Annotated in this window: 12 protein-coding genes; 8 read left to right on the forward strand and 4 right to left on the reverse strand. The window is 65.5% G+C overall.

The window, feature by feature from the left end; all coding sequences use genetic code 11:
* Positions 1-72: 72 nt before the first annotated feature.
* Both ACSBQT_RS05400 and ACSBQT_RS05405 read left to right on the forward strand, forming a co-directional pair.
* Positions 73-423 (forward strand): hypothetical protein, encoded by a 351-nt coding sequence (locus ACSBQT_RS05400; protein WP_025778593.1) that lies wholly within the window; start codon positions 73-75, stop codon positions 421-423.
* Between the two features lie 113 nt (positions 424-536).
* Entirely contained in the window at positions 537-929 is a 393-nt protein-coding gene (locus tag ACSBQT_RS05405; RefSeq protein WP_264801833.1) for a hypothetical protein, read from the forward strand.
* Positions 930-1,033: 104 nt separating this feature from the next.
* Here the strand turns inward: ACSBQT_RS05405 and ACSBQT_RS05410 are convergent, their stop codons facing one another.
* From ACSBQT_RS05410 to ACSBQT_RS05420, 3 genes are all read right to left on the reverse strand, one after another.
* The gene (locus ACSBQT_RS05410; RefSeq protein WP_435001059.1) at positions 1,034-2,695 is read right to left on the reverse strand and encodes a hypothetical protein; all 1,662 of its coding nucleotides are present in this window, start codon (positions 2,693-2,695) and stop codon (positions 1,034-1,036) included.
* Between the two features lie 167 nt (positions 2,696-2,862).
* Positions 2,863-3,822 (reverse strand): tetratricopeptide repeat protein, encoded by a 960-nt coding sequence (locus tag ACSBQT_RS05415; RefSeq protein ID WP_410711351.1) that lies wholly within the window; start codon positions 3,820-3,822, stop codon positions 2,863-2,865.
* Positions 3,823-3,979: 157 nt separating this feature from the next.
* The gene (locus ACSBQT_RS05420; RefSeq protein ID WP_410711127.1) at positions 3,980-5,599 is read right to left on the reverse strand and encodes a hypothetical protein; all 1,620 of its coding nucleotides are present in this window, start codon (positions 5,597-5,599) and stop codon (positions 3,980-3,982) included.
* Between the two features lie 227 nt (positions 5,600-5,826).
* Between ACSBQT_RS05420 and orn the strand changes: the two genes are divergently transcribed.
* Entirely contained in the window at positions 5,827-6,426 is a 600-nt protein-coding gene (orn, locus tag ACSBQT_RS05425) for an oligoribonuclease (RefSeq protein ID WP_410711350.1), read from the forward strand.
* A gap of 5 nt (positions 6,427-6,431) precedes the next feature.
* On the opposite strand, the gene ACSBQT_RS05430 is transcribed toward orn, so the two are convergent.
* Complete coding sequence (locus ACSBQT_RS05430) at positions 6,432-7,352, reverse strand: SCO6745 family protein (protein ID WP_410711126.1); 921 nt, start codon at positions 7,350-7,352, stop codon at positions 6,432-6,434.
* Positions 7,353-7,661: 309 nt separating this feature from the next.
* On the opposite strand from ACSBQT_RS05430, the gene ACSBQT_RS05435 reads away from it, so the two are divergent.
* From ACSBQT_RS05435 to ACSBQT_RS05455, 5 genes are all read left to right on the forward strand, one after another.
* On the forward strand, positions 7,662-8,657 hold the full coding sequence (locus tag ACSBQT_RS05435) for a (Fe-S)-binding protein (RefSeq protein WP_410711125.1): 996 nt from the start codon (positions 7,662-7,664) through the stop codon (positions 8,655-8,657).
* Positions 8,654-10,177 carry a lactate utilization protein B gene (locus tag ACSBQT_RS05440; protein WP_410711124.1) on the forward strand — a complete coding sequence of 508 codons (1,524 nt, stop codon included), beginning with the start codon at positions 8,654-8,656 and terminating at the stop codon, positions 10,175-10,177. The genes ACSBQT_RS05435 and ACSBQT_RS05440 overlap by 4 nt, the downstream gene beginning before the upstream one ends.
* Positions 10,174-10,896, forward strand: coding sequence for a LutC/YkgG family protein (locus ACSBQT_RS05445; protein ID WP_410711123.1), 723 nt, complete (start codon positions 10,174-10,176; stop codon positions 10,894-10,896). The genes ACSBQT_RS05440 and ACSBQT_RS05445 overlap by 4 nt, the downstream gene beginning before the upstream one ends.
* A 91-nt stretch (positions 10,897-10,987) precedes the next feature.
* The gene (locus ACSBQT_RS05450) at positions 10,988-11,722 is read left to right on the forward strand and encodes an LmeA family phospholipid-binding protein (protein WP_410711122.1); all 735 of its coding nucleotides are present in this window, start codon (positions 10,988-10,990) and stop codon (positions 11,720-11,722) included.
* A 78-nt stretch (positions 11,723-11,800) separates the two neighbouring features.
* Positions 11,801-13,309, forward strand: a complete 1,509-nt coding sequence (locus ACSBQT_RS05455; protein ID WP_435001090.1) for a SulP family inorganic anion transporter — start codon at positions 11,801-11,803, stop codon at positions 13,307-13,309.
* Positions 13,310-13,358: the final 49 nt, after the last annotated feature.

Raw genomic sequence — 13,358 nt, forward strand, 5'->3', positions numbered from 1 at the left:
TGCGGCATCTCACCTGCGCAGCCGCACATCCGGACGAGTTGTCCGCTGGTATGGCCGACTAAACTGGGTCGGGTGTTCACCGTTTTCACCATCGTCCTCTATGCCGCCACCGGCATCCTGACCCTGTGGTCGATCATCGAGACCATCCGCAATCGCCCGGCCGGCAAGGCTCTGCTCGGCGGTGCCGCACTGCTTCTGCTGCTGCTCATCGTGCAGCTGATCATCTCGATTGCGACCTTCGGCTCCACACATGATGTCGACCCGCTGCTCTACTTCGGCTACATCATCACGGCGATCATGGTCATGGCGCTGGCCGGGTTCTGGGCGTTCGCGGAACTGAGCCGTTGGGGGCCGGGTGTGCTGGCCGCGGCAGGACTGACGGTGATCGTGATGATCGAGAGATTGGACCAGATTTGGCAGTGACCAGGCGCAATCGGTTCGGCGGAGACTCCGCCGACGATGCGAACTCAGCAGGCAGCGCGGACTCCACGGCCGCCTCGGCGAGGGGAAAGACGGGACGGTCGCCGTTCTCGGCGATGCATACCGGACCCGGACGGGCGCTCACGGCGGTGTACGGGGTCTTCGCGCTCTCGGCCACGGCCCGAGCCGGCTACCAGCTCATCCGCGAATTCGATGTCGCGCCGATCGCGTACTCGCTGTCCGCGCTGGCTGCGGTGATCTACATCCTCGCCACGGTCTGCCTGGTCATCGGCAACCGCGTCTCGCACCGGATCGCCGTCGCCGCCTGCGCGATCGAGTTCGTCGGCGTCATCGTCGTCGGCATCCTCAGCCACACCCACCCCGAGGACTTCGCGAAGCCGTCGGTGTGGTCGAACTTCGGCAGCGGATACGGCTATATTCCACTGCTCCTGCCGCTCATCGGCCTGTGGTGGCTGCTGCGCGTCGGCCGCCGCGCAAACCGCGACTGAGCGGCGCATGAGCGGGTTCAAAGCTCATATGCGGTGATCGTGATCAGCGCGTATGAACTTCGAACCCGCGGGTGCTGACACGACGAGCGAACAGCAGCCCCGCCTCACTCCACCTTGGAGGACAGCACGTTCCAGTCGGTGGCGACGGCAGTGAGTTCGTCACCGGTCTTCATCAGCACATAGGGGTGCGCGGTGTCGACCTTGATGGTGTCGCCCTCTTTGTCGTTCGTCTTCACGGCTTCGACGGTGTCGCCGAGGTCGAGGGCGTAGTCCGACGGTGCCTTGATCGTCAGGGTGCACCGCACCTCGCCCATTCCGATCGCACCGTTCTCGGTGCTCAAGGTCATGTCCTCGAACTTGAGGTCCTCATAGGGCTTGCAGTCGACGTCGACCTTGTCGAAGCCGGAGTCCTTGTCCCGCAGGTCACCCAGGTAGTCGCGGAATCCCTTGAATCCGCCTTCCTTGAGTCCTTCGGGGCCCCCGGACTTCGCCTTGCCGTCGACGAGGAACGATGAGACGTCACCGGACGCGGTCGTCAGATCCTCGGAGAATTCCTCGGGTCCCTTCTCCACGGCGCCGCTGTCATCGGCCATGAGGGTGGGCATCTGGTCGGTGGGGATATAGGACGCCGAACGCACGAGCGGATCGGTCGACGCCGATTCCCGGGTCACCAGCATCACCTGGGTCAGTTGCTTGTCCCCATCCGTGGAATTCTTGTCCGCGGTTCCGAAAGCGTAGAACCACATCGGATATTCGGTGAAGTTCGGGCTGCCGGCAACGACCTCGGTGAAGTTCGGTGCGCGCAGCTTCTGCTTCGCCTTGTCCGCGATCTGGATCTGCGCGCGGGTGTGGTCGATGAGCGGTGCCGCCTGGATTTTGTCGAGGTCGGAGCCCTTGTCGCCGAGGGTCTTGTCCAGCGATTCCGTGTAGTTCGTCATGAACTTGCCGGCCTCACCGGGGCGCACCGCCGTGCGTTCGTACGGGGTGGTGTCCGGGCTGCTGGGTTTGGCGATCGGCATGTTCGCACAGCCGCTGAGCACGAGTCCGGTGCCCAAGACGGAGGCCGTCACCGCGCGGAAGGACCGCCGGTTCCGCAGGTCCCGTCGCCGAGGCGGCGCTTGGCCGGCCGTGTCCGGCTGCACTGTCGAGATCGGCTGGGTCGCCGGTCCCGGCTCGCCCGTGGCTGTGTGGTCATCTGCCAGTCCCCGGCCGCCTCGGCCGGAGCCGCTGCCGCCTCCGGGTCCGCTGTCGCTGCTGTCCGGTCCGCCGCCCTCGGGTCCGCTGCCGTTCGGGCGTCCGGCGTCCTTCTTCGGCGGGCGGATGCGCGAGGCCCACCAGCGCATGAAGAAGAACACCGAGAATCCGGCGAGGATGATCGTGCCGGCAATGCCGAGCAGGCTGAGTGCGAACACGCCCTTGACGCGCATCTGGAGACTCACCGTCGTTCCGTCGAGACTGTCATCGGAGTTCGCAGGAGCGATGACGAGCACCTGCGGTTCGGCATCGAGACCGAAGGTCTTCGCGACCGTCTTTCCCGTGTCCTGGCTGATCCACCAGTCGCGATCGGCGATATCGGCCTCCGGCTTCTCATCACCGGGAGTGAACCGGTGGGTCGCGGAATTCGGGAACGACACATCACTGATCTGCTCCTGCGCCACCCCGTCGAGGTAGCTGTCGGCGTCAACTCCGCTGGCGGTGCCGACGAACAGCTCCGTGCCCTTCGAGTTCTTCGCCGTCACGGTCACGCTCGAACCCGAATAGGGCACGATCGCCTCGTCGAGGACGACGGCGTAGGCCCCGTCCTTGACCTTGAAGGCAGGCGTCTCGGTGATCTCGTCGGTGCCGACGACCGAGAGCGCAGAGATGACCAGTCCGGCGAGCGTGAGTGCTGCTACGCCGAAGAGGATGGCGGTGATGAGTCGGATTCGCTGGATCAGAACAGTGCCCTCATGAGTGCGGTCCGTGCCTTGGTCACGGCTGGGTCGTCAGCGCCGAGGACCTCGAACAGATCGAGGACCCGCAGGCGCAGGGATTCCTTCTCATCACCGGTGGTGGTGCGGATGAGAGAGATGAGTCGGTTGAAAGCGCTGCCGGCATTGCCGCTGACGACTTCGGCGTCGGCCGCGGCCTTAGCGGCCTCGACGTTCTTGGGGTCCGCATCGGCGGCCGCGATGAGATCGGCCGGTTCCTGGTCGATGAGGCGGCGGCCCAAACCTGCCCGGGCGAGACCGAACTTCGCCTCTTCGTCGGCTGGAGAGTTCGCCAGCGCGGCCTTGAACAGGTTCTCTGCGGTGTCGAAGTCGCCCTTGGCGAGTGCCTCTTCGGCCTCCGGGTGGGCGGGGCCGGCCGGTTCGGGTTCGGCTCCCCCGACGGCCGCATGCCCAGTCACACCGTTCTCACCGGCGAGCTTGAGCAGTTCGTCGAAGTACGCCTGGACCTGCGGTTCGGGCAGAGCACTCTGGAACAGCGGCACGGGCTGACCCTTGATGAGGGCGACGACAGTGGGGATCGACTGGACTCCGAAGGCCTGCTGCAGACGCGGGTTCGCATCGACGTCGACCTTGGCCAGGACCAGACGTCCCCCGTACGAGGTGACGACGCGTTCGAGGATCGGCGAGAGCTGCTTGCACGGTTCGCACCATTCGGCCCACAGGTCGATGACGACGGGCACGCGGTCGGAGATCGCCACTAGGCTCGTGAACGTCGATTCATCGACGTCGAAGACCAGCCCCGGAACGGCGACCGCATTCGGGTCCCCACCGGCCTGGCCACCGGCAGCACCGGCCCCCGGACCGGCGGTCTGACCGCCCTGCTCGGCGGGCATGTTCTTGCTGCGCACCGCCGACAGGTCGAGTCCCTGATTGGGCTGCGTGCTCTCCTGCGAGGGATCCATTGACACGTGGTCTCCTTTGTGACGCGGTCGGTGGGCTCGGCGCAAACCGTGACGCACCTGGTCCATGTTTACCCAACAGAACGTATCAACACCGGTGCGCCCACGGCTATTTCCTCAGCCGTCGGGGAAGGAACACCACGGTGCCGACCCTTCCGCCTCAGCCTGCTTCGGCTCCGGCGAGAGTCTCGAGACCGCCGATGAGCTTGACCTTACCGTCCTTGGGGACGAGGAAGGTGAGCACCTGGGTGGTCTTCGTCGTCACCGGCTCCTTGGTCGTCGCGGAGCCGACGAGTTCCTTCTGCGGCGACGACAGCGACAGGGTGCCGGTGCGGCCTTCCTTCGATTCGGGGCTGATCGTCGATTCGGCGTCGATGACTCCGGTGACGATGGCGGCGTCCCCGGCGGTGCCCTGGGCGACGAGTTCCTTGCCCGGAGTGTACTTGTAGTCGACTTCGGCCTTGCCTTCTTCTGCGCTGGCCTTCTGGTCCTTCTGGTTCTTCCAGATGGACTTCGAGAAGTCATCGGACTCGAACTTCTTCGCCTCCTTCGAGTCCGCTCCGCTGCCGAGGGCCTTCGCGTAGTCGGCGACGGCCTTCTGCGGAGTGGTGACGAAGTCCTTGGATCCGGGTTCGAGCATCTTCGCGCCCTGACGCGAGTCGGGCAGTTCGGGCAGCTTCGTGCCGGCCGTCAGCCGGGTCTGCGACCACAGTTTGTAGTTGCTGCGCGGATCCTCCTGGGTCAGCACGAGCAGCTGCGAATTCCCTCCGGCGGAGGTGATCAGGCTAGTCACGCGCGGCCAGGCATCGGTGGCCGAGGTGTAGTTGGCGACGATCTCTTCGCTGGCCACCTCCGGCGCCATCTTCTGGTCTTCGACGTCGTCTTTCACCTTGTACAGGTCTTCACGCTGCTTGAGCGCGGGACCGGCGGCACGTTCGGCCAGCGCCTTCTTGTCGGTATTCTTGTCCGCGGCCTTGACGTCGGCGGCCACGGAGTCGAGGATCCGCTTGGCCTGGTCATCGGTGACACCCGCGGCTGCGGAGCTCGGAGCCTCGGAGGGCTCGGGCTTCGGCAGCTCTTCGGGCCCGCAGGCACTGAGTGCGAGCACTGGGACGACGGCGAAGGCGGTGCCGTATTCGGCGAGTTTGCGGCGGCGCTCCTGGCGCGCCTTGCGGCGGTTCGCTTCCTTCTTCGAATTGTTCGCACCGAGGAAGAGGAGGACGACGCCGATGACGAAGAGGACGCCGCCGATGATCATCAGCGGGAGCGCCCAGGGGGTCTCGGCGTGGTTGGGCCAGGTGAGGGTCACGGATTTGACGGCTCCGGCTTCGCCGTCACCGGCGACGAGGAATCCGGTGCGGTTTGCATCGTCGTTCCACTCCAGTTCCACCGAATCGGTGCCGGTGACCTCCGACTGCCACAGATCGGCCCCAGCGGGGTTGGGAACCTTGCCCTCACCGTCGGTCGCCTTGGTCGTGAGCTTGCCGCCTTCGGCGATCCCGGTGACGCGGTCATAGGCTGACTGTCCCGCCCAGGCTTCGACGTTCTCGATCGGGGCTTGGGCGATCGTGAGGTCGCCGCTGCCCTTGACCTCCAGGGTCGCAGGCGTTTCGTAGAGGTTGAGCATTCCGGGGTCGACGATGACTGCCGGTTTGTCGGCATCGATCTGTGCGGTGGCAGTGATCGTATCCTCCGGCGCCCACAGGGTCTTCTGCAGGATGCCGAGGCCACCGACGACGACACCCACCACCATGAGAATCACAGCGAATGTGTAACGCACGAGCGAACCTTCCCTCAGCCGAGCAAAATGGCACCCCTGGTTCGGGGACACTTCAAGTTTAAGTCACATACCGGACATCGACTTTGTGCGCACGCTCAGTGTGTGTCGACGTTCACACGCCCAAGCCGCGCAACGGCGCCGATCGCACCCCGGAATGTCCCGTTCCCCGCTGTCTGCCCTAAGCTGGGCGGGTGAGCAACAACAGAATTGTGTGGATCGACTGCGAAATGACCGGCCTCGACGAGGTGCGGGACGAACTCATCGAGGTGGCTGCGATCGTCACCGACTTCGAGCTCAACCCCCTCGACGACGGAATCGACATCGTCATCAAACCCTCGGCGGATGCACGGGCGAACATGAATGAATTCGTCACGAACATGCACACCACCTCGGGCCTGATCACCGAACTCGACGCGGGCACCACCGTCGCCGAGGCGCAGTCCCGGGTCCTCGAATACGTGAAGAAGCATGTCCCCGAGGCCGGCAAGGCACCGTTGGGCGGGAACTCTGTCGGCACCGACAAGGTGTTCCTCACCAAGCAGATGCCCGAACTCGTCGAGCACCTGCACTACCGGATCATCGACGTCTCCTCGATCAAGGAACTGTCCAAGCAGTGGTTCCCCCGCGCCTACTTCCAAGCGCCGGCCAAGCACGGCGGGCACCGCGCACTCGGCGACATCATCGACTCGATCATCGAGCTCCAGTACTACCGGAAGGCCGTGTTCTCCGCCGAGGGACCGAGCTCCGACGAGGCGAAGTCGATCGCCGCAGAGGTGGCCGAGAACTACTCGAACCTCACCGAGGAGAGCACCTTCGACGAAAGCTGAGCGCTTCAGCCGGCCTTCTTCTCGGGGCGGGCGAAGATGTTCGACGGGAAGGCACCTGACTTCGCGATGACGCGCAGCAGGTCCCGGCTCGGCGAGAGCAGCGATTCGATCGTCTGATCGTCGAGGACAGACCACGCGGTTGCAACGGTGCCGTCGGTCAGGGCTTCGACCTGTTCCTTCAGGTCACGTCCCGCCTCGGTGATGGCGGGGAGGTCGCGCCCGCGGTCGTCCTTGTCCACGGTGATCAGCCCCGCCTCGGCGAGCCTGGCCTGCGCGGTCTGCCATTCCTCATCCGTGTACCCACGGGTCTTCTGTGCCGCTCGCGGGCGGAATCCGGCACCGGTCGCGACGTCGAGCATGAGGGCGTCGATCCCGGGCACACCGGCGGTGACGAGGGAGGCGACATGGCCGTCGCCGCGGAATTCGCGGGCCACGGTCGCCACGTCCCACATCTTCTCGAATGCGGTGGCCGCCTCATGGCCGCCGATGACGTCGGCGGTGGCCGCGGCAAGGGTGCGACCGGAGAAGTCCATGGCGGCGAGCACGGGTGCCAGCGTCTGAGTCATCTGGGTGGCCGCCTCGGTGAGCAGGGCGATGTCGTCACGGTCACCGAAGAGTTCGCCCATGTACGCGCTCACTGCGTCGAAGCGGGCCTGGACCATCTGCTCCGGGCTCACCGTCTCCCACAGGCGCGGGAGCATTCCGGCGACGAAATTCGGGGAGTAGTTGTAGTACGCGGCGGATACGACTCCGGGATTCACCCGTCCCAGCGGGGCCGAACGGGCGGCCATATTGCCTTCGACACCGGGTTCGAGTCCGTACTTGGCGTACTCGGCGCCGACCGTCTCTGAGAAGTAGATCGACGAGTGGAAGGAGTTGATGCGGGCCGAGACCGTTCTGATGTTCTGTGTGCGCTGGGATTCCATATCGTCATCCTATGGGCGGTCCCGTCCCAGGTAAATGGGTCTGCGCATGCATCGTCGCCGCTCTGGTCGGCGCTGGAGATTAGCGCAGTCTCATAGGACCTAAATCGCCTGCCCCTCCCCCGAGGCGGCCGGACTTCCGCGTCGATCCTCGTACCGGCGCGCCCGTCCGGTCGCGCACATTTGCCGGGTCAGGACCCGGTGCTACGGTCTGAGCATGGAGTGACACGGACCGTTTGCGACCACGGCATCGTCCCGGTCGGAAGCCGATCCCGCCAACCGCATCAGCACAGCGTCCGGCTTGGAGGTCAGATGAGGATCGCACTGTTCGCCACCTGCATCGTCGATGCGATGTATCCCGAGGTTGCGCAGGCAACCGTGAGTATTCTGCGCCGACTCGGCCATGAGGTGATCTTCCCCGAAGGCCAGTCGTGCTGCGGGCAGATGCACATCAACTCCGGCAAGTTCGCGCAGGCCGAACCGGTCATCGCCAATCACGTCCGCGCATTCACGAGCACCGAATGGGATGTCGCCGTCGCCCCGTCCGCCTCCTGCGTGGCCTCGCTCGGCCACCAGCAGCCGATGGTCGCCACCCGGGTGGGCAATGATGCCCTGGCTTCCGAGGCCGCCGAGGTGGCTGAACGCACCTACGAGCTCACCCAGTTCCTCACCGACGTCCAAGGCGTCACGGATGCCGCGGCCGATCTCGGATCCTATTTCCCGCACCGCGTGACGTATCACCCGTCGTGCCACGGAATGCGACTGCTGCGTCTCGGCGATCGGCAGTCCTCCCTCGTCCGGTCCGTCGAGGGCATCGACTTCGTCGAACTGCCTCTGGCCGATTCCTGCTGCGGGTTCGGCGGCACCTTCTCCGTGAAGAACCCGGAGGTGTCCTCGGCGATGCTCGCCGACAAGGTGCGCACGATCCAGGCGACCGAAGCCGATGTCTGCACCGGCGGCGATGCCTCCTGTCTGCTGCACATCGGCGGCGGAATGTCGCGGTTCGAACGCACCGGCAGCTTCGACGGCGCCCCGGACGTCACCGCCGTGCACGTCAAGGAGACGAGCTCGACCGATGAGCAGGGGCACACGACCGAGACGCTGACGACGGTCGTCGGTGCCGACGATGACGACCACCTCACCCCGGGCCATCGGGGCACCTCTCCGGCCGAGCCGAGCCGCACCCAGTCCGGGTTCCGCGTCGGTCAGGCAGCGGTCCATCTGGCCCGGATCCTCGCCTCGACGAAGGAGGACCCGCTGCGGGTGCCGAGCGAAGGAGCAGAAGTGAGCGGAGGGAGCCTGCGATGACGTTTCTGGGAATGCCGTTGCTGCCGTCGAAGCGACGCAGCGATCTGCCCGGCGGGCAGGGCAACATCATCGAAGCCGAAGCCTTTCCCGAGGTCTCGCACGAACATCTGAGCAATCAGCAGCTGCGCAACAACATCGGCCACGCCACCTCGACGATCCGGTCCAAGCGCGCCGAGGTCGTCTCCGAGCTCGTCGACTGGGAAGCCCTGCGCGACGCCGGTGAGGCCACGAAGAACGAAGTGATGGCGAACCTGCCCGAATACCTCGCACAGTTCGAAGAGGCATTCACCGCCGCCGGCGGGATCATCCACTGGGCCCGCGACGCCGATGAGGCTAATGCCATCGTCACCGAACTTATCGAGGACAATGCGCCGGTGCTCGAGACCGGACGTCGCGAGGTCATCAAGGTCAAGTCGATGGCCACCCAGGAGATCGGGCTCAACGAGCACCTCGAGCATGAGGGCATCGATGCGTTCGAGACGGATCTGGCCGAGCTCATCGTTCAGCTCGGCGAGGACAAACCCAGCCACATCCTCGTTCCCGCCATCCACCGCAACCGGGATGAGATCCGTGAGATCTTCATGGACAAAATGCCCGACGCCGGGGAGCTGACGAACGAACCGGCCGTCCTCGCCGAGGCGGCTCGCCGACACCTGCGGCACAAATTCCTCACCACGAAGGTCGCGATCTCCGGAGCGAACTTCGGCATCGCTGAGACCGGCACCCTCGGAGTGGTCGAGTCCGAGGGCAACGGGCGCATGTGCCTGACCCTGCCGGAGACGCTCATCACCGTCATGGGCATCGAGAAGCTGCTGCCGAGGTTCGCCGATCTCGAGGTTTTCCTGCAGCTGCTGCCACGCTCGTCGACCGGTGAGCGGATGAACCCGTACACCTCGTTCTGGACGGGGAAGTCCGAGGGAGACGGTCCGCAGAACGTCCATCTCGTTCTCCTCGACAACGGACGCACCAGGGCTCTGGCCGATGAGCACGGACGCACGGCGCTCAACTGCATCCGCTGCTCGGCATGCATGAACGTCTGCCCTGTCTACGAACGTACCGGCGGACACGCCTACGGCTCGACCTATCCGGGACCGATCGGAGCGATCCTGTCCCCGCTGCTCACGGGAGTCGAAGAGCAGGGCAACGGTTCGCTGCCGTACGCGTCGAGTCTGTGCGGCGCCTGCTACGACGTGTGCCCCGTGAAGATCAACATCCCGGAGATCCTCGTCCATCTGCGGGGCGAAGATGTCAAAGCCAACCACTCCCCTGTGTCCTCCCAGCTCGACACCGCCCTCACCGGCGCGTCGTGGATGATGGGCGACGGGAAGCGGATGGCCGCGGCGGAGAAGGGACTGCCTCTCGCACACAAGGTCACCGGCGGTGAGCAGATCAACGCGCTGCCGGGAATCGCCGGCGCCTGGACCTCGAGCCGGGACATCCCGGCCCTGCCGGAGAAGAGCTTCCGACAGCTGTGGGCCGAAGAGGAAGCAGACAACCGCGACGAGGAGGGACAGCGATGACCGATACTGCCCGCGAGGAGATCCTCGCCCGCATCAGTGAGGCCCTCGGTCGCCGTGGCGGCGGGGAATACGTGTCGTCGTCTCCGCGGACAGCGGCACCGGTCACCGGCGGCACGGCGCGTTCGAACTCCGGTGGGGCCGCCTCGGCGAACACTGCCGCCACGGCCGCCGACGCCGGATACCACCATGAAGGCACGCACTCGGGTGAGGACCTTGTCGAGCTGCTCATCGACCGTCTCGTCGATTACAAAGCCAACGTCCACCGCGCCGACGGCGACCCGAGCGCGACGATCGCCGAACTCATCGGCGGCCATTCCTCGGTCGTCGTCCCCCACGGTCTCGACTCGTCTTGGCTGGCGGGTTACGCCGGTGAGGTGCGAGTCGATGCTCCGGGTGAGGAGCTCAGCGTCGACGAACTCGACGCTCAGGGGGCGGTGGTGACCGCCTCGGCGGTGGCGATCGCACAGACGGGCACCATCGTCCTCGACGGATCGGACGAGTGCGGGCGGAGGGCAATCACGCTCGTGCCCGACCATCATGTGTGCATCGTCCGGACGGACGACATCGTCGACATCGTCCCCGAGGGAATCGCCCGGCTCGACGCGCGCGCACCTCTGACGTTCATCTCCGGGCCCTCGGCCACGAGCGATATCGAGCTCAGCCGGGTCGAAGGAGTGCACGGACCGCGCACCCTCGACGTCATCATTCTCAGCAGTTGAGCGCAGCAGGGACCTTCGACTCTGCCGAGCCGGCGAGCGCACTCGGACCGGCGAATGCGAATGGACCGGCGGGTGCGGAACAATGGAGCCCATGACCACGGCGCAGACCCTTCAGTACCCGCGGCCGGATGACCGGCCTCGACGTCGCAGCCGGCGGACGACGTTCATCGTCTCCGCGGTCGTCATCGTCCTCACACTCATCATCGGCAGTGTCGCGGCCGACCGCATCGTCGACTACGCCACGGAGCAGCGCATCGCCGACGGGCTTGCCGACTACGGTGACGCCGAGGTCTCTGTCGAAGGCTTCCCCATCCTCACGCAGCTGGCTTCCAGAGAACTGAACTCGGTGCATGTCACGGCCGATGAGGCCACCTATGAGGGCGTCGACTTCACCGATGTCGATGCGAAGCTCTATGACGTTCCCACCGGCGGGTCGAAGCCGATCGGCACCGTCGACGGCACTGCGGTCCTCCCCCACTCGACCCTCGACGAGCTCGCCGCCGAACATGCGAACCTGCCCGAGGGCATGTCGTTCACCACCGTCGACGGCGAACTCTTCCTCAAGGGGTCGATGCTCGACCAGGATCTGCTTGTGGGCATCGACCCGAAGGCCGACGGCAGGAGGGCCGTCGTCGACGCGACGACGATCAAGCTGGGTTCGGCGGAGTTCTCCCTCGATCGCCTGCCGGCGTTCCTCACCTCGGAGATCTCCGATATCGTCATCGATCTCGACTTCCTGCCCGCCGGACTCGAGCTCACCGACCTCACCGCCACCGACTCGGGGCTGCAGGTCCGCCTCCACGGATCCGGAGTCAGCCTGCAATGACCGGCGGGGAACGCAGCCGGCCATGGTCGGGTCGGGCTGCCTCGGCGATCAGGTAATGTTCCGGTCGTGACGACTCCCATTCCCGCCGAAACCGCCGATGATAACCGCCGCTACCGCCCCGAACCGACCGTCCTCACCGCGCTGACCTCACCGAGGCTGCTCACCCGTGAGGTCCTCGCCGGACTCGTCGTGGGGCTCGCCCTCATCCCCGAGGCGATCGCGTTCTCGATCATCGCCGGAGTCGATCCGAAGGTCGGGCTGTTCTCCGCGTTCATCATGGCCACGTCGATCGCGTTCCTCGGCGGACGCCCGGCCATGATCTCCGCGGCGACAGGAGCCGTCGCCCTCGTCATCGCCCCCGTCGCCCGCGAGCACGGGATGGACATGTTCATCGCCACCGTCATGCTCGCCGGTGTGTTCCAGATCCTGCTGGCTGTGGCCGGAGTCGCGAAGCTCATCCGGTTCATCCCCCGCAGCGTCATGGTCGGGTTCGTCAACGCCCTGTCGATCCTCGTCTTCGCAGCACAGGTCCCGCACGTCATCGGAGTGCCGTGGATGGTCTACCCGCTGCTGGCCATCGCCATCGTCGTGCTCGTGTTCATGCCGAAGCTGACGAAGATCGTGCCGGCACCGCTGATCACGATCGTCATCATCACCGGCATCGTCGTCGTGTTCGCCATCGATGTCCCCACCGTCAGCGACCAGGGCGAACTGCCGCGCAGCCTGCCCGAACTCTTCATCCCGCACGTGCCTCTGACCTGGCAGACCTTCACGACGATCGCACCCTACTCGCTGGCCATGGCACTGGTCGGGCTGATGGAGTCACTCATGACGGCGAAGCTCGTCGACGAGATCACCGACACCCACTCGAACAAGACCCGTGAGTCGTGGGGTCAGGGTGCTGCGAACATGATCTCCGGTCTCTTCGGCGGGATGGGCGGCTGCGCGATGATCGGGCAGACGATGATCAACGTCCGCGCCTCGGGGGCGAGGACTCGGATCTCGACGTTCATGGCCGGAGCGTTCCTGCTCCTCCTCGTCGTCGTGCTCGGCGACATCGTCGGCATGATCCCGATGGTCGCCCTCGCTGCCATCATGATGATGGTCTGCGTCGACACCTTCGACTGGCATTCCATCCGTCCCTCGACGCTTAAGATGCTGCCGAAGTCCGAGACCTTCGTCATGATCGCCACCGTCGCCGTCGTCGTCGCCACCGGCAACCTCGCCATCGGCGTCGTCGTCGGAGTGTTCGTGGCCAGTGTGCTCTTCGTCCGGAGGGTCGCCCACTTCGTCACCGTCGAACGCACGATCGAGACGACCTCCGCCGAGGCGGTCGCCCGCTATGTGGTCCGCGGCGAGCTCTTCTTCGCCTCCTCGAATGACCTCACCACTCAGTTCCGATACACGCATGATCCCGATCGGATCGTCATCGATATGACGGAATCGCATGTCTGGGATGCATCGACTGTGGCAGCCCTCGATGCGATCGTGACGAAGTACGAGGCGCTGGGCACGACCGTGGAGATCACCGGAATGAATGCGTACACCGAGACTCTGCATACTCGGCTCTCCGGCGGGCTGGGGTAGCTGCCCGGTGAAGTCAGGCAGCTGCGCGATCCGCTGAGGTAGACTGTCC

Origin of the sequence: Brevibacterium sp. H602 (assembly GCF_051172395.1) — a bacterium.
Taxonomy (GTDB): Bacteria; Actinomycetota; Actinomycetes; order Actinomycetales; family Brevibacteriaceae; genus Brevibacterium.

Coding starts and splice junctions, on each gene's coding strand:
- ACSBQT_RS05405 (WP_264801833.1), top strand. CDS start 537: ATGCATACCGGACCCGGACGGGCGCTCACGGCGGTGTACGGGGTCTTC.
- ACSBQT_RS05415 (WP_410711351.1), bottom strand. CDS start 3,822: ATGGATCCCTCGCAGGAGAGCACGCAGCCCAATCAGGGACTCGACCTG.
- orn (WP_410711350.1), top strand. CDS start 5,827: ATGACCGGCCTCGACGAGGTGCGGGACGAACTCATCGAGGTGGCTGCG.
- ACSBQT_RS05430 (WP_410711126.1), bottom strand. CDS start 7,352: ATGGAATCCCAGCGCACACAGAACATCAGAACGGTCTCGGCCCGCATC.
- ACSBQT_RS05435 (WP_410711125.1), top strand. CDS start 7,662: ATGAGGATCGCACTGTTCGCCACCTGCATCGTCGATGCGATGTATCCC.
- ACSBQT_RS05440 (WP_410711124.1), top strand. CDS start 8,654: ATGACGTTTCTGGGAATGCCGTTGCTGCCGTCGAAGCGACGCAGCGAT.
- ACSBQT_RS05445 (WP_410711123.1), top strand. CDS start 10,174: ATGACCGATACTGCCCGCGAGGAGATCCTCGCCCGCATCAGTGAGGCC.
- ACSBQT_RS05450 (WP_410711122.1), top strand. CDS start 10,988: ATGACCACGGCGCAGACCCTTCAGTACCCGCGGCCGGATGACCGGCCT.